Origin of the sequence: Kitasatospora sp. NPDC057692, assembly GCF_042799475.1 — a bacterium.
In the GTDB taxonomy this organism is placed as follows: Bacteria; Actinomycetota; Actinomycetes; order Streptomycetales; family Streptomycetaceae; genus Kitasatospora.
The window spans coordinates 14,957-30,459 of the sequence record NZ_JBHVIV010000004.1; the positions used below are offsets into that span (position 1 = coordinate 14,957).

General features: G+C 75.8%; 14 protein-coding genes. 7 read left to right on the top strand and 7 right to left on the bottom strand.

Annotated features, from left to right (window positions below; genetic code table 11):
• Window positions 1-8: 8 nt before the first annotated feature.
• Window positions 9-1,172, top strand: a complete 1,164-nt coding sequence (locus ACFVFS_RS03225; protein WP_380619481.1) for an alpha/beta hydrolase — start codon at window positions 9-11, stop codon at window positions 1,170-1,172.
• Between the two features lie 233 nt (window positions 1,173-1,405).
• Here the strand turns inward: ACFVFS_RS03225 and ACFVFS_RS03230 are convergent, their stop codons facing one another.
• Window positions 1,406-2,998, bottom strand: a complete 1,593-nt coding sequence (locus ACFVFS_RS03230; protein ID WP_380619483.1) for a PucR family transcriptional regulator — start codon at window positions 2,996-2,998, stop codon at window positions 1,406-1,408.
• A 347-nt stretch (window positions 2,999-3,345) separates the two neighbouring features.
• Between ACFVFS_RS03230 and ACFVFS_RS03235 the strand changes: the two genes are divergently transcribed.
• The 4 genes from ACFVFS_RS03235 (at window position 3,346) to ACFVFS_RS03250 (ending at window position 8,633) form a co-directional block, all read left to right on the top strand.
• Window positions 3,346-4,233: an FAD binding domain-containing protein gene (locus tag ACFVFS_RS03235; protein WP_380619485.1), complete on the top strand. Its 888-nt coding sequence runs from the start codon at window positions 3,346-3,348 to the stop codon at window positions 4,231-4,233.
• Window positions 4,230-4,730 (top strand): (2Fe-2S)-binding protein, encoded by a 501-nt coding sequence (locus tag ACFVFS_RS03240; RefSeq protein WP_380619487.1) that lies wholly within the window; start codon window positions 4,230-4,232, stop codon window positions 4,728-4,730. The genes ACFVFS_RS03235 and ACFVFS_RS03240 overlap by 4 nt, the downstream gene beginning before the upstream one ends.
• Before the next feature lie 56 nt (window positions 4,731-4,786).
• The gene (gene pucD, locus ACFVFS_RS03245; protein ID WP_380619793.1) at window positions 4,787-7,153 is read left to right on the top strand and encodes a xanthine dehydrogenase subunit D; all 2,367 of its coding nucleotides are present in this window, start codon (window positions 4,787-4,789) and stop codon (window positions 7,151-7,153) included.
• A 205-nt stretch (window positions 7,154-7,358) separates the two neighbouring features.
• Window positions 7,359-8,633, top strand: a complete 1,275-nt coding sequence (locus ACFVFS_RS03250) for an XdhC family protein (protein ID WP_380619489.1) — start codon at window positions 7,359-7,361, stop codon at window positions 8,631-8,633.
• A gap of 10 nt (window positions 8,634-8,643) precedes the next feature.
• On the opposite strand, the gene ACFVFS_RS03255 is transcribed toward ACFVFS_RS03250, so the two are convergent.
• Window positions 8,644-8,940, bottom strand: coding sequence for a hypothetical protein (locus tag ACFVFS_RS03255; RefSeq protein ID WP_380619491.1), 297 nt, complete (start codon window positions 8,938-8,940; stop codon window positions 8,644-8,646).
• A gap of 174 nt (window positions 8,941-9,114) precedes the next feature.
• Here ACFVFS_RS03255 and ACFVFS_RS03260 point away from each other — a divergent pair, with 174 nt between their 5' ends.
• A complete protein-coding gene (locus ACFVFS_RS03260) occupies window positions 9,115-9,408 on the top strand; it encodes a hypothetical protein (protein WP_380619493.1) in 294 nt (97 codons plus the stop codon).
• 112 nt (window positions 9,409-9,520) lie between these two features.
• Here ACFVFS_RS03260 and ACFVFS_RS03265 read toward each other — a convergent pair whose 3' ends face one another.
• Both ACFVFS_RS03265 and ACFVFS_RS03270 read right to left on the bottom strand, forming a co-directional pair.
• On the bottom strand, window positions 9,521-10,159 hold the full coding sequence (locus tag ACFVFS_RS03265) for a LysE family translocator (protein ID WP_380619495.1): 639 nt from the start codon (window positions 10,157-10,159) through the stop codon (window positions 9,521-9,523).
• A 110-nt stretch (window positions 10,160-10,269) separates the two neighbouring features.
• Window positions 10,270-10,485, bottom strand: a complete 216-nt coding sequence (locus ACFVFS_RS03270; protein WP_380619497.1) for a cold-shock protein — start codon at window positions 10,483-10,485, stop codon at window positions 10,270-10,272.
• A 119-nt stretch (window positions 10,486-10,604) separates the two neighbouring features.
• On the opposite strand from ACFVFS_RS03270, the gene ACFVFS_RS03275 reads away from it, so the two are divergent.
• Window positions 10,605-11,666 carry a helix-turn-helix transcriptional regulator gene (locus ACFVFS_RS03275; protein ID WP_380619499.1) on the top strand — a complete coding sequence of 354 codons (1,062 nt, stop codon included), beginning with the start codon at window positions 10,605-10,607 and terminating at the stop codon, window positions 11,664-11,666.
• On the opposite strand, the gene ACFVFS_RS03280 is transcribed toward ACFVFS_RS03275, so the two are convergent.
• From ACFVFS_RS03280 to ACFVFS_RS03290, 3 genes are all read right to left on the bottom strand, one after another.
• Window positions 11,657-12,574 (bottom strand): SDR family oxidoreductase, encoded by a 918-nt coding sequence (locus ACFVFS_RS03280; protein ID WP_380619501.1) that lies wholly within the window; start codon window positions 12,572-12,574, stop codon window positions 11,657-11,659. The two genes, ACFVFS_RS03275 and ACFVFS_RS03280, sit on opposite strands and share 10 nt — an antisense overlap.
• A 212-nt stretch (window positions 12,575-12,786) precedes the next feature.
• Complete coding sequence (locus ACFVFS_RS03285; RefSeq protein WP_380619503.1) at window positions 12,787-14,523, bottom strand: SDR family oxidoreductase; 1,737 nt, start codon at window positions 14,521-14,523, stop codon at window positions 12,787-12,789.
• The gene (locus ACFVFS_RS03290) at window positions 14,520-15,440 is read right to left on the bottom strand and encodes a M24 family metallopeptidase (protein ID WP_380619505.1); all 921 of its coding nucleotides are present in this window, start codon (window positions 15,438-15,440) and stop codon (window positions 14,520-14,522) included. Before ACFVFS_RS03290 ends, ACFVFS_RS03285 begins: the two co-directional genes overlap by 4 nt.
• Window positions 15,441-15,503 lie beyond the last annotated feature (63 nt).

A 15,503-nucleotide genomic window follows, 5' to 3' on the forward strand; every position in this document is an offset into this window, starting at 1 on the left:
AGAACTTCATGCAACTGACAGGTACGCCATTCTTCATCTGCACGGTCATCCTCGTGCCGGTCTCCATCGCGGTGGCGATGTGGTTCTGGGGCCGGGTGAAGGGCCCCAAGCCGGTGCGCGTCCTGTCGAGGCTCGCCATGCTCGTGTTCTGCCAGGTCACCGCGGTGATCATGGTATTCGTCATGGTCAACAACGCCAATCTGATCTACGGCAACTGGGACGACCTGCTCGGCACCGGCAACCACGTGCGGGCGGTGCCCGTCGTCCCGCCGCAGGACGCGGCCGCGGGCGGCCAGGGCCCGGCGGCGGGAGGCGGGGGCGCCGCGCCGGCGGGCGACGCGGCCCACCCGCCGGCCAACAAGGTCCAGCAGGCCTTCCGCGGCGTGGACGACCCGAAGGTGCCGAACGACGTCCAGAAGACCGACCTCAAGGGCCAGCTGTCCGGCGTCGACGGCGAGGTGCTGGTCTGGCTGCCGCCGCAGTACAACGACCCGGCGTTCAAGGACAAGAAGTTCCCGGTGGTCGAGCTGATCCCCGGCTACCCGGGCTCCTCCTCCACCTGGTACGGCACCCTCAAGGTCTCCGAGCAGCTGAAGCCGCTGATGCAGCAGGGCAAGGTGACGCCGTTCATCCTGGTCTCGCCGCGCACCCTGCTGCTGGGCAACCACACCGACGCCGGCTGCACCGACGTACCGGGCAAGGTCAACGCGGACACCTGGCTGACCCGGGACGTGCCGCAGATGATCCTGGACAACTTCCGGGCCGACCCGTCCGCCGACCGCTGGGCGATCGCGGGCTACTCGGCAGGCGCCCACTGCGCCGCCAAGCTCTCGCTGGCCCACCCGAACCGCTACCGGGCCGGTGTCAGCCTCTCCGGCTACAACGACCCGGCGACCGAGAAGGACTCGCTGGTCGGCAAGGACCCGAAGCTGCGCGAGGCCAACAACCCGGTCGCCATCGTGAAGGGCGCCGCCCAGCCGCCGAAGGTCGCGCTGTACGTCTCCGGCAACAAGGGCGACGGCTACGAGGACGGCCAGGCGATCGCCGGCGCCGCCAAGGCGCCCACCACGGTGCAGGTGGTGGAGACCACCGGCCCGCACTCCAGCGACGTGTGGAAGGACATGGTGCCGGGCGTCTTCGAGTGGCTGACCGGCGTCATCCCGGCACACTGACGGGCGGTCGGCCGGGCCCTGACCGGCCGGGCCCTGACCGGCCGACCCGACCGTACAGCGGCGGGCCCCGCGCCCACCCCCCCCGGGGCGCCCCCCGTGCCCCCGGCCCCCCCCGTCCCCCCCCCCCCCCGCGCACGGGGGGTAGGGGGCCCCGGGGAAGTCGACCCCCGGAGCACTCCGCTCCGGGGCCGCCGCCGTTCCCGCGGCCGCCGCCGTTCCCGCCGCCGCCCGGCTCAGGCGAGTTCGAGGGCCAGGTAGAAGTCGACCCGGTCCTCCAGGCGGGAGAGGTCCCGGCCCGTCAACTCCTCGATGCGGCCGATCCGGTAGCGCAGCGTGTTGACGTGGACGTGCAGCTGCGCGGCGCACCTGGTCCACGAGCCGTCCGACCGCAGGAACGTCTCCAGGGTGCGGACCAGGTCCGCCTGGTGTTCGAGGTCGTAGGCGATCACGGTGTCCAGCAGCCGGCTGCGGAAGGCCCGGCGGACCTCGTCCGGGACGGCCGCCAGCAGCAGCACGTGCGAGGCCAGCTCCTCCGGCCCGGCCACGCGGACCCGGCCGACCCGGGCGGCGGCGATCCGCCGGGCGTGCCGGGCCTCCTCCAGCGCGCCGCGCAGGCCGACCGCCTCGCGGGCGGGGGCGGAGACGCCGAGGGTGATCCGGCCCTCGGAGCCGAGCCCGGCCTCCAGCGGGGCGAGCAGTTCGCGCAGCGCCTCGGCGGACAGCGGACCGTCCGTGGCCGGCGTCACCACCACCGCGCCGGTCCCGTCCCCGGCGACCAGCGCCCGGTCTGCGCCGCCGCCCAGGGCCTCCTCCAGCACCGCCCGCACCACGCCCTCGGCCAGGCCGGCGCCCTCGGCGCTGAGCACCAGCCAGGAGTCGTCCGCCGGCCGGGCCCCGGCTTCGGGGCCCTCGTAGCGGGCGGCCATCGCCGAGGACGCGTACAGGGTGCGGCTGATCTCGGCGGGGTCGGCGTCACGCCGCAGCAGGGCCAGCACCTCGTCGGCCAGGCGGCGGCGCAGCCGGCGGCCCTCGTCGCGGCGGTGGCGCTCGGCGGCGACCAGCCGGGCGAGGTTCTCGGCGAGCTGCTGGCGCTTGGCGGTCCACTCGGTGACGTCGCCGGCCACCGCGAGCACCCAGTCGGCGAGCGGGGAGGGGGCCTGCGGGTCGGCGGGCGCGGGCAGCAGCGAGTAGGCGCCGGCCGCCAGCCGGGCCCGGTGCGGGGGGCGGCGGCGCTGGCGCTGGGCGGCGAGGTGGGCGCGGACCAGCTGGTCGCGGTCCTCGGCGGGCAGCCGGTCGACGGGGCCGGCGATCACCGCGCCGGTCGGGGTGAGCACCCAGCAGTCGAGGTCGAGGTCGCCGCCGAGCAGGTCGAGGACGGCGTCCAGGCCCCCGCCGCCGGCCGCCGAGACCAGCATCCGGTGCCGGTCGACGAGGGCGGCGAGGTCGGCGGCCCGGTCGGCGGAGACCTGGCGGCCGACGAACTCGGTGACGGTGCCGAAGGCGATGTCGTCGGGCACCGCGAGCAGCGGCATCCGGTGCCGGCGGCAGGCCTCGACGAGGTCCTCGGGGACCGGGCCGACCTCGGCCTCGCCGGCCGCCAGGGCGACCGCGCCGCCGGCCGCGAGGGTGCGCACGAAGCGCTCGGAGTCGGCCGGGGAGGAGCGCCAGAGCATGCCGGTGAGGACCAGCTCGCCGCCGTGCAGGTACCGCCCCGGGTCGTGCAGGTCGGTCGTCATCACCCCGCTGACCTGCCGGTCCAGCTCCTCCTCGGCCGCGAGCAGGCGCAGGCGCGGGGCGCCGGGGGCGAGCAGGTCACGGACACGCATCCGCGGGCTCCTTCGGGGGGCTGGGGGGCGGGGGGGTGAGGGCTGGGAGCTGGTGGCTGGGGCCGGGGACCGGGGGTCGGGGCGGTCCGGCGGCCGACCGGATCGCGGGGCCGTGACGCGGGAAGGACGGCCGGACTACGGTCGTAGGTGGGACCGTCGGCCCGGCCGGCCGGCGGCGCCGTCCTCGGCACGCGCCCCTTGGAGGAACGTACAGGATGCCGGGCGGCGGCGCGGCCGGGGCTTCATGCCATCGGTGACTGCCGGCCGCCCCGTCACGGCGCTTCACTGTCCCTACGCGGCCGGCCACGCCCCGTGACCGGAAGCGGCGACGACGTGAGGAGGCCCGCATGGAGTTCCTTCGCCCCGCCACCTGGGACGAGGCGCTCGCCGCGAAGGCCGGGCGCCCGGCCGCGCTGCCCCTCGCCGGCGGGACGGACGTCATGGTCGAGCTGAACTTCGACGTACGCAGGCCGCCCGCGCTGCTCGACCTGAACCGCGTCACCGAGCTGGCCGAGTGGTCGTGGGACGGCGCGGTGGTCCGGCTCGGCGCCGCCGTCCCCTACAGCCGGATCATCGCCGAGCTGGCCGGACCGCTGCCCGGCCTCGCGCTCGCCGCCCGCACCGTCGGCTCCCCGCAGATCCGCAACCGGGGCGGCGTCGGCGGCAACCTCGGCGCCGCCTCGCCCGCCGGCGACGCGCACCCGGCACTGCTGGCCGCCGGACCGGACGTCCTCGTCGAGGCGGCCTCGGTGCGCGGCACCCGGCTGATCCCCATCGACGACTTCTACACCGGGGTGAAGCGCAACAGCCTGGCCGCCGACGAGCTGATCCGCGCCGTGCGGATCCCGGTCGCCGACGGCCCGCAGCAGTTCTCCAAGATCGGCACCCGCAACGCGATGGTGATCGCGGTCTGCGCGTTCGGCTTCGCCCTGCACCCGCGCACCCGCACCGTCGGCACCGGCATCGGCTCGGCCGCCCCCACCCCGCGCCGCGCCGCCGAGGCGGAGGAGTACCTGCGCGAGGTGCTCGCCGAGCGCGGCCTGTGGGAGAGCGGCGAGCTGCTGGACGCCGAGGTCGTCCAGCGGTTCGGCGAGCTGGTCAAGGCCGCCGCCGCCCCGATCGACGACGTCCGGGGCACCGCCGACTACCGGCGGCACGCGCTCGCCGTGATGGCGCGGCGCACGCTCACCTGGACCTGGAACGACTTCCGCCGGCAGATCGGGAGCGCGGCATGAGGATCACGTTCACCGCCAACGGCAGGCCGGTCGAGGCCGACGACGTGTGGGAGGGCGAGAGCCTGCTCCACGTGCTGCGCGAACGCCTCGGCCTGCCCGGCTCCAAGAACGCCTGCGAGCAGGGCGAGTGCGGCTCCTGCACCGTCTACCTGGACGGCGTGCCGGTCTGCGCCTGCCTGGTCGCGGCCGGCCAGGCGCAGGACCGCGAGGTGCGCACCGTCGAGGGCCTGGGCGGGGAGGACGGCGCCCTCGGCCCGGTCCAGCAGGCGTTCGTCGACGCCGGCGCCGTCCAGTGCGGCTTCTGCACGCCGGGCCTGCTGGTGCAGACCGACGCGCTGCTGGCCCGGGACCCGCAGCCCTCCGACGCGGACATCCGCGAGGCCCTGGCGGGCAACCTGTGCCGGTGCACCGGCTACGAGAAGATCATGGACGCGGTGCGGCTGGCCTCCGCCCGCACCGGCGCGGGCCGCCCGGCCGGCGGGGCGGTGACCGGGTGAACGCGCGGGCGCGGACCGGACGGCGGACCGTCCGGGGCGAGAAGAACCTCCAGCAGATCCGGCAGAGCGGCACGGACGGCATCGGCGGCTCGCCGCCCCGCCCGGACGGCGCGCTGAAGGCACGCGGCGAGTTCGCGTACTCCTCCGACCTGTGGCACGAGGACATGCTCTGGGGCACGACGCTGCGCTCACCCCACGCCCGGGCGAACATCCTGTCCGTCGACGTCTCCGAGGCGCTCGCCGTGCCCGGCGTCCACGCGGTGCTCACCCACGAGGACATCCCCGGCAGCACGCACTACGGGCTGGAGATCGCCGACCAGCCGGCCCTGGCGATCGACCGGGTCCGCCACCACGGCGAGGCGATCGCGCTGGTGGCCGCCGACCACCCGGAGACCGCCCGGCGCGCGGCGCGGAGGATCAAGGTCGCGTACGAGGTGCTGACCCCGATCGTCACCGAGGAGCAGTGCCTCGACCCGCAGACCCACGGCTACGTCCACGAGCCGCGGGAGTACCGGGCGCGCGCCCACGGCAACATCTGCCACGAGCAGCGGCTGGTCTCCGGCCTCGGCGTCACCGACGAGGTGCGGGCCATGGCGGACGTCGTGGTCCGCGGCAGCTACGAGGTCGGCATGCAGGACCAGGCCTTCCTCGGCCCGGAGTCCGGGCTGGCGGTGCCCGCCGAGGACGGCGGCGTCGACCTCTACATCGCCACCCAGTGGCTGCACGTGGACCGGCGGCAGATGGCGCCGGTGCTCGGACTGCCGGAGGAGAAGGTCCGGCTCACCCTGGCCGGCGTCGGCGGGGCGTTCGGCGGCCGCGAGGACCTCTCGATGCAGATCCACGCCTGCCTGCTGGCGCTGCGCACCGGCAGACCGGTCAAGATCGTCTACTCCCGGGACGAGTCGTTCTTCGGCCACGTCCACCGCCACCCGGCGCGGATGACCTACGAGCACGGCGCCACCCGGGACGGCAGGCTGGTGTACTCCGACGCCCGGATCGTGCTGGACGGCGGCGCGTACGCCTCCTCCTCACCCGCCGTGGTCGGCAACGCGGCCTCGCTGGGCAACGGCCCCTACGTGATCCCCCACGTGCGGATGCACGCCCTCGCGCTGTACAGCAACAACCCGCCCTGCGGGGCGATGCGCGGCTTCGGCGCGGTGCAGGCCGCGTTCGGCTACGAGAGCCAGATGGACCGGCTGGCCGCCGCGCTGGGCATGGACCCGGTCGCGTTCCGGCAGCTCAACGCCGTGCGGCAGGGCGACCGGATGCCCACCGGCCAGGAGATCGACGCGCCCGCGCCGGTCGCCGAACTGCTGCAGCGGGTCAAGGACATGCCGCTTCCGCCGCCGCTCGACCCGGGCCGGACGGACGGGCCGCGCGACCCGCACACGCCGGGCGGGCCGGACCTGCGGCAGCTGCCCGGGGCGCTGTCCAACACCACGCACGGCGAGGGCGTCGTACGCGGCGTCGGCTACTCGGTCGGCATCAAGAACGTCGGCTACTCCGAGGGCTTCGACGACCACTCCACCGCGCGGGTGCGGCTGGAGGTGATCGGCGGCGAGCCGGTCGCCCTGGTGCACACCGCGATGGCCGAGGTCGGCCAGGGCGGCGTCACCGTGCACGCCCAGATCGCCCGCACCGAGCTGGGCGTCGAACAGGTGACCATCCATCCGGCCACCACCGAGGTCGGCTCGGCCGGTTCGACCTCCGCCTCCCGGCAGACCTACATGACGGGCGGCGCGGTCAAGCTGGCCGCCGAGGCGGTCGCGCGGCAGCTGATCGAGCGGGGCCGGCGCCGCTACGGCTGGACCCTGAACGACCTCACGCTCGCCGGCGGCAGGGTCGTCTCCGCCTCGGCCGGGCCGCTGGTCCCCATCGCCGACCTGCTCGGCGACGAGCCGATCGACCTGACCCGCGAACACCACCACCGCCCCACGGCCCCGTTCGACCCGGAGACCGGGCAGGGCTTCGGCCACGTCCAGTACACCTTCTGCGCCAACCGCGCGGTGGTCGACGTGGACGTCGACCTGGGCCTGGTGAAGGTGGTCGAGCTGTCCGCCGTCCAGGACGTCGGCAGGGCGCTCAACCCGTCGGCGGTGGTCGGCCAGATCCAGGGCGGCTGCACCCAGGCGCTCGGGCTCGCGGTGATGGAGGAGATCGTCGTCCGGGACGGCGAGGTGCGCAACGCGTCCTTCACCGACTACCTGATCCCGACCATCCTGGACACCCCGCCGATCCCGGTGGAGATCCTCGAACTGCCCGACCCGAACGCCCCGTACGGGCTGCGCGGGGTCGGCGAGGCGTCGACCGTCTCGGCCACGCCGTCCATCGTGGCGGCCATCCGCGAGGCCACCGGGCTGGCGCTGAACCGGATCCCGGTCCGGCCGGAGCACCTGACCACCGAGCGGCCCGGGGTGGCGTAGGCCCGGGGCGGGCGCCGCAGGCCCGTGCCGGGGTGGTGCCGGGGTGGTGCCGGGGTGCCGCCGGGGTCGCGTCCGGGCCCACGGAGGCCCGCCCGACCGGGGACCGCCGCCGTGCGGGATCGTTCTCCCGTACGGCGGCGGGTTCCGGCGGGTGCCCCCCGGCGCCCGGCCGGCCTACCCTCGAAAGCACGAAGGAGCTCCCGTCATGCAGGACATCGCCGAGCAGCTGCTGGCCTGGCACGCGTCCGGCCGCCCCTTCGCCGTGGCCACGGTCGTCGGCGTCACCGGCAGCGCCCCGCGCGACCCGGGCGCGGCGCTCGCGGTCGACGCGGACGGCGAGGCCGTCGGCAGCGTCTCCGGCGGCTGCGTCGAGGGGGCCGTCTACGAGCTGTGCCGGGCCGCGATCGCCTCCGGCAGGCCGGTGCTGGAACGGTTCGGCTACAGCGACGAGGAGGCCTTCGCCGTCGGCCTGACCTGCGGCGGCGTCCTGGACGTCCTCGTCCAGCCGGTCGTCCCCGGCGCCGATCCGGCGCTCGACGCGGGCATCGCGCTCGCCGCCGCCGGCACCCCCGTGGCGCTCGCCCGGGTCGTCGCCGGACCGGCCGGGCTGCTCGGCGCCGCCCTCGCCGTCACCGCCGACACCCACCACGGCGCCCTCTCCCCCGCCCCCGCCGTGTCGACCGTGCTGGAGCGGGCCGCCGTCGCCGAGGCGCGCGCCATGCTCGACGCCGGGCGCACCGGCCGGCTCGTCCTCGGCCTCGACGGGCGCCCCTGCGACGAGCACGGCCGGGGCACCGTCACCCTGTTCGTCGAGTCGTACGTGCCGCCGCCCCGGATGCTGGTGTTCGGCGCGATCGACTTCGCCGCGGCGGTCGTGCGGATCGGCGCGTTCCTCGGCTACGACGTCACCGTCTGCGACGCCCGGCCCGTCTTCGCCACCGAACGGCGCTTCCCCGGGGCCGACCGGGTCGTCGTCGACTGGCCGCACCGCTACCTGGACTCCCAGCTGGACCAGCTGGACGGCCGCACGGTGCTCTGCGTGCTCACCCACGACGCCAGGTTCGACGTCCCGCTGCTGGAGCGCGCGCTGCGGCTGCCGCTCGGCTACGTCGGCGCGATGGGCTCGCGCCGCACCCACCGCGAGCGCGAGGCCGAACTGCGCGCGGCAGGTCTGACCGACGCCGAACTCGCCCGGCTGCACTCCCCCATCGGCCTCGACCTCGGCGCCCGCACCCCCGAGGAGACGGCGGTCTCGGTGGCCGCCGAGATCGTCGCCCACCGGCGCGGCGGCGGCTGTCTGCCGCTCAGCGCCGGGGACGGGCCGATCCACCGCGACCTCGCGGACCTGCCGGAGGACCCGCCGGAGGGCCTGCCGGAGGACCCGCCGGAGAACCTGCCGGGGGACCTGCCGACGTCCCGGCCGGCGGGCGGCGCGGGCGAGCGGCGGCCCGGCCCGGCGCGCGAGCCGCACGCCGCCTGAGCGGGCCGGCTCAGCTCACCACGTTGTAGGCCTCGCAGATCATCGGCGGCGCGGTCGCCATGCCCACCTCGCGGAGGATCGGCAGCAGGACCGCCGCGAAGTGCTCGAAGGCCTCCCGGGACTCCCAGACGTCGGTGACGTGCCAGCCCCCGTCGTCCGGCAGCGGACCGGCCGCGTGCAGCAGCAGACCGCGCACCGGCCAGTCCTCGGGCCTGCGCAGCCCCGTGCCGCCGGTCAGCCGGTCCACCGACTCCTCGTACTGCTCCCGGGTGACCCCGGGGAGGTCGAACACCACGATGATCGCCATGGGGCGGCTCCTGTTCCTGCCGACGGTCCGTAGCCGCTCGGTCGCCTCCCAGTGCAGCCCGCATCCGGCCGGGTCGGCCAACCCGGTACCGCCGAACGGGTGAAATTGCGGGCCCCGGGCGGCGGCGGGAGGCTGGAGGCGAGGACTCGCCCGAGCCCGGAGAGGGGCACCGCCATGCGCGCGTTGCTGGAGATCGAACTCGACACCGAGACGGCCAACCGGGCGGTGGCGGACGGCGCCGTCGCGGAGAGGTTCAACAAGATCATGGCCGACCTCAAGCCGGAGGCCGCCTATGCCTTCCCCCGCAACGGCCGGCGCTGCCAGATCATCGTGGTCGACGTCCCCGACGAGGCCGCCGTGGTCGCGATCTGCGAACCCTTCTGGCTGGAGTTCAACGCCCACGTCGACCTGCACATCTGCATGGACCCGGAGCAACTGGGCGAGGGCCTGCAGCGGCTGGGCCGCTGAGCCGGGCAGCTGAGCCGGCCTTGGGCCGGCCGCCGGACCGGGCCGCCGATCCGGCGCGCCGCCCCCGGCCGGGCGGGCCTCACCGCCGGCCGGGGACCACCGTCGGCCGGTGCTAGTCGGAGACCGCCAGCTTCACGCCGAACCCGACCACCACCGCACCGGTCACCCGGTCCATCGCCCGGCGCGCCGCCGGGCGACGCAGCCAGCCGCGCAGTGCCCGGGCGAAGCCCACCAGCACCACCGACCAGAGCAGCCCCTCCACCACGTGCACGCCGGTCAGCGCCACCCCGGTGGCGAAGTGCGGCGCCCCCGCCGGGATGAACTGCGGCAGCACCGCCACGTAGAAGACGCCCACCTTGGGGTTGAGCAGGTTGGTCAGCAGGCCGCGCCGCAACCCGGACGCCAGACCGCCCACCGGCGCGGTGTCCTCGTCCGCCGCGGGCTCCTGCTCCCCGCCGTCCTTGGCGCGGGCGCGGAGCATGCCGATCCCCATCCACACCAGGTAGGCGGCGCCCGCCCAGCGCAGCACCTCGTAGCCGACCCGCGAGGCGGTGAGCAGCGCCGTCACACCGGCCGAGGTGAGCGTCCCCCAGAGCAGCGTGCCGGCCTGGATGCCGAGCACCACGCCCCAGGCCTGCCGCCGATGGCCGAGCGCCGAGGTCCGCAGGATCAGGGCGGTGTCCAGCCCCGGGGTGAGCGTCAGCAGCCCTACGACAAGGGCGAAGGACCAGAGGGCAGTCGTCATCTCCATGGCTCTTCATCGTACAAGGGCACCGATCGTCGGCCGGACCGGTTTTCGACCTGCGATTCCTCCTGGAGGGGTCGAGGTATGGCCTGGTCAGACGGCCAGGTGCGGCCTGGTCAGGCGGCCAGCCGCCGCACCCGCTCGGCGACCCGGCGGCCCTCCTGCTCGGTCGGGTCGTACGCCACCCGCTGCCCCTCGGTCAGCGTCCGGTCACCGCCGCCGGCCGTCAGGATCGAGTCGAAGTACACGTACAGCGGCGGGCCGTCGTCGTCGGGGGCGATCAGGCCGTACCCGTGGTCGGCGTGGTAGGACTGCACGGTGCCGGTGGCCATCGGGTCTCCTCGGGTCCGGTGCTGGGCGCGCGGGCCCCAGCTTTCCCCCCGGCCCTCCATGATCGGTGCTGGACCGGCCGGCCGCGCGTTCCGGCCCCGGACGGAAGGACGGTCGGCCGATGCGCACGGCCCGGGCGATCTCGCTGCTCCTGCTGCTCCAGGCCCGCCGCAGCATGACCGGCGCCGAACTCGCCGCCGAACTGGAGGTCTCCGAGCGCACCGTGCAGCGCGACGTGCTGGCGCTGGCCGAGGCCGGCGTGCCGGTGTACGCCGACCGGGGGCGGGCCGGCGGCTACCGGCTGCTCGACGGCTACCGCACCCGGCTGACCGGCCTCGACCGGGCCGAGGCGGAGGTGCTGCTGCTGGCCGGCCTGCCCGGGCCGCTCGGCGACATGGGCCTCGCCGACCCGGCCCTGGCCGCCCGGCTCAAGGTGGCCGGCGAACTCGGCGAGGCCCCCGCCGCCGGGGCCCGGCGGTTCCACCTGGACGCGCCCGGGTGGTTCCGCGACGCGCCCGCGCCGCCGCTGCTGGCCGAGGTCGCGCGGGCGGTGTGGGGCGGGCGGCTGCTGCGGGTGCGGTACCGGCGGCGCCCCGGCGCGGCCGAAGCGCCGGCTTCGGGGTCCGCCGCGGGGTCCGCCGCGGGGTCCGTTGCGGGGCCCGTCGCGGCCCCGGAGCCGGTGGAGCGGGTGCTGCGGCCGTACGGGCTGGTGCTGAAGGCGGGCGCCTGGTACCTGGTCGCCCGGCCGGACGGTGATGCCGGTGCCGACGCCCACCGGGTGTACCGGGTCGACCGGCTGGCCGCCGCCGAGCCGCTGGCCGACCGGCCGTTCGAGCGCGACGAGGCCTTCGACCTCGCCGCGTTCTGGGACGCCAAGGCCGCCGGGTTCGCCCGCTCACTGCTGCGGGAGCGGGTGACCGTCCGGCTCAGCCCGCACGGCCTCGACCGGCTGCCGCACCTGCTCGACCCGGTCGCCGTCCAGGAGGCGCTGGCCACCGCCGCCCGGCCGGACGAGCACGGCCGGGTGACCGTCCGACTGCCCGTGGAGTCCCTGGACGTCGGCTACGAGGACCTGCTGCGGCTCGGACCGGAGGCCGAGGTGCTCGAACCGCCGGCGCTGCGGCGGCGGCTGGCCGAGGCGGCGGCCCGCGCCGCCGCCCTCTACGCCCCGCCTCAGCGGTAGCCGGCCGGATCGACCGGACCGTCCGCCGCCTCCACGTCCACCAGGTAGCGGAAGGCGTCCGGCCGGCTCCCGTCCAGATCGGTGAAGCCGTACTCCAGGGCCAGCCCGCCGCTGGACAGCGAGGCGCCGTTGAACCGCGCCAGCTCCGGGTCGGCCGCCAGCGCCACCACCGCCCGCCCCACGTACGCCGGGGACTCCGAGATGCCGAACTGCGGCTCGGCCGCCGTCGCCTCGCGCCAGGTCGCCTCGGTGACGCCGAAGTGCTCCAGCATCATCTCCGAACGCATCCACCCCGGCGTCAGCGCCAGCGCCGTCGCCCCGCGCGGGCCCAGCTCGTGTGCCAGCGCGAAGGCCATCCGCAGCACGGCCGCCTTGGCGACGTCGTAGAAGAAGGAGTTCCGGTAGCGGGTGGCGTTGTACTCGGCGGTACCGTCCGTCATCTCCACCACCAGCCCGCCCGGACGGCGCAGCAGCAGGGGCAGCAGGTGGTGGCTGGTGATCGCGTGGGTCTCGACCGCCAGGCGCAGCAGCCGCAGCCCCTTGTCGAGGTCGTGCTCCCAGACCGGGCTGTCCCAGGCGAACAGCTGCTCGCCGCCCCAGATGTCGTTCACCAGGATGTCCAGCCCGCCCTGCTCCGCCTCGACCCGGGCCGCCACCGCCGCCACCTCGGCCGGCACCAGGTGGTCGGCGCGCACCGCGATCCCGTGCCCGCCGGCCGCCGTCACCAGCTCCGCCGTCTCCTCCAGGGTCTCCGGGCGCCCGTACTCGCCCCGGTGCCCCTCGGCGCTGCGCCCCGTCCCGTACACCGTCGCCCCGGCGGCCCCCAGCGCCACCGCGATTCCCCGCCCGGCCCCGCGGGTGGCTCCCGCCACCAGTGCGACCCTGCCCTTCAGCGGCTGCTCCGTCATTCCTCGCCCTTCCTCACGGCCCATGGTGTCTCCATCCGTCACCACCGATGCTCCCCCGGAATCCCGACACCTCCTGTCGGGATTCCGGCCGAACCGGTGACCGGCACCGTCGCGGTGGCGGTGGCGGTGACGGTGGTGGTCCAGGGCGTCGCGGTGGCGGTCGGGGCGTCGCGGTGGCGGCGCTCGGCCGGCGGGCGGTGCGGGCCGTCCGCTCAGGTGACGTCGAGGCGGGCGGCGAGGCGCAGGAGGCCGGGCGCGAGGCGGCTGAGGAGGCGGGCGGCCTTGGCCTCGGGGGTGACGGGGACGACGGGCCTGCCGGTGCGGACGGCGGCGAGGATCGCGGTGGCGACCTTCTCGGGCGGGAAGCCCCGGCGGGCGTAGAGGCGGGCGGCGCGGGCCTGCTTGGCGGCCTGTTCGTCGGCGGTGGTGGCGGAGAAGGTGGAGGTGCGGGTGATGTTGGTGTTGACGATGCCGGGGCAGATGGTGGAGACGCCGATGCCGTGCTCGGCGAGTTCGGCGCGCAGGCAGTCGGAGAGCATGAAGACCGCGGCCTTGCTGGTGGCGTAGGCGGTCAGCGCCTTGGACGGCAGGTAGGCGGCGGCGGAGGAGAGGTTGACGATGTGTCCGCCCCCGCCGCGCTCGGCCATCAGGGCCCCGAAGGCGCGGCAGCCGTGGATGACGCCCCAGAGGTTGACGTCCAGGACCCGCCGCCACTCCTTCTCGGTGGTCTCCAGGAAGGTGCCGGAGTGGCCGATGCCGGCGTTGTTGACGACCACGTCCGGCACGCCGTGCTCGGCGGCCACCTGCTGGGCGAAGGCGTCGACGGCGGCGCCGTCGCTGACGTCGACCCAGTAGGCGTGCGCGGGCGGGCCGATCAGGCCGGCGAGCTCGGCGGTGCGGCGGGCCGCGTCGAGGTCGAGGTCGCAGACCACCACCCGGGCGCCCTCCTCGGCGAAGGCCAGCGCGGTGGCCCGGCCGATGCCGCTGCCGCCGCCGGTGACGACGACCAGTCGGCCGTCGTCGGGCCGGGCCGCGCCGGCGGGCGCCGTCTCCCCGGCCTCGGTGCGGGCGACGTGTGCGCGGACCAGTGCGGCCACGGTGGTTCCCTTCTCCAGCAGCGCGGACCAGTGGGTGGCGCGCAGGGTGCGGCGGGTCAGCCTGGGCACCCAGCGCTCCAGGCCCTCGGAGAGGAAGCCGCCGACGTAGTGGTCCTCGGTGAGGGTGATCAGCTGGACCGGCACCTCGGTGGGCCGTTCGCGCGGGTGGCGCAGGGCGGGGCGCATGTTGGCGCGGTAGAGCTCGATGCCGCGCACCGCGTCGCGCCGCAGGGTCGGCTGCGGGTGGCCGGGGCGCGGGGTGACGCCCTCCAGGTCGCGCAGCACCCGGGGCCAGGCGCGGGCGAGGCCCAGCCGCCAGACGCCGGGAGCGAGGAAGGGCAGGTGGAAGGCGGTGATGTACCAGGAGTGGGCGCCCTGGGCGAGCAGCTGCCTCAGGTGGCGCGGGGTGGGGCGGCGCAGGCGCTCGCGCAGCCAGAAGCCGGTGTGGTCGAGGCAGGGCCCGGACATCGTGGTGTAGGAGGCGAGGCGGAGTTCCGCACCGGGGGCGGTGACGGCCTCCCAGGACTGCAGCGAGCCCCAGTCGTGGGCGACGACGTGCACCGGGCGGTCGGGGCTGACGGCGTCGGCGACGGCGAACAGGTCGGCGGCGAGCTGCTCCAGGCGGTAGCCGGAGCGGTCGGCGGGGACGCCGGAGGCGCCGGCGCCGCGCACGTCGTAGCGGACCACGTGGTGGTCGCGGGCGAGGTCGGCGGCGACGTCGTCCCAGACGGCGTGGGTGTCGGGGTAGCCGTGGACCAGCAGGACGGTGGGCGCGGACGGGTCGCCCTGCTCGAAGACGGCGAGCGGCAGGCCCCCGGAGTGGACCGTGCGGCGGCGGGTGGGGGTGCTCATCGGGCGGCTCCCTCGGGGGCGGTGGCGGCGGGCGGTGTGGTGGCGTCCGGCGTGGCGGGGGGCGGCGTGGCGGCGTCCGCCATGGTGGCGGCAGTATCCCAGCGGCGGACGTGCGGAAGGTCGTCGTCCAGCCAGTAGGCGTCGTCCTCCGTCACCACCAGCAGCTCCTCGAACTTGATGCCGGTCTCGCGGAACCCGATGTGCGGCTCCACCGCCCACAGGCCCGGCGTGGGCGCGTGCCGGGAGGAGCGGCCGTCCGCCCAGAGCGGGGAGCGGCCGTGCAGGCGCTCGCTGATGAGTTCGCGCCCGAGCGTCTGGAGGGTGCGCACGCCGAAGCCGAAGAGGTTCACCCCGGCCGGGCCGCGGGCCGTCGTCCGGGTGACCTGATGGCCGATCACCCGGCCCGGGTAGACCCGGTGGCGGTTGTCGTAGCCGTGCGCCTCGATCTGCGCGTCGACGGCCGCGTACACCTCGGCGAGCGGCTTGCGGGCGCGGACCTCGGCGAGGATCAGCTCGCGGTAGACCCGGAGGTCGGCGGCGAGGCGGTCCCAGACGCGGTTCTCACCGACCTTGCCGCCGTAGCCGATGTCGGCGGTGTAGCCGTCGACGACGGGCGCGCAGTCCAGCACGTAGGGCATGCCCTCCTCCAGGCGGCGGTTTCCGGCGAAGAACTGCAGCGGGGTGTGGAAGTGGCGGAAGGCCGTCCGGTCGCCGAACCAGGCGAAGGGGACGTGGAAGAAGTCCTGCACGCCGGCGGCGACCAGGCGGCGGCGCAGCTCGGCGGTGGCCTGGCGTTCGGTGACCCCGGGTTCGATCCAGGCGGCGACCTGCTCGGCGCAGTCGTAGGCGAGCCGCTGGGTCTCCCGGAAGCGGGCGAGGTCGCGCTCGGTGAACGGGAAGGCGGGGGTGCGCGGCACGGCGAGGCTCCTTCTGGGGGGTGGGGGTCCGGGCGCTGGGGGCTGCGGTCCGGCGTCCGGCGT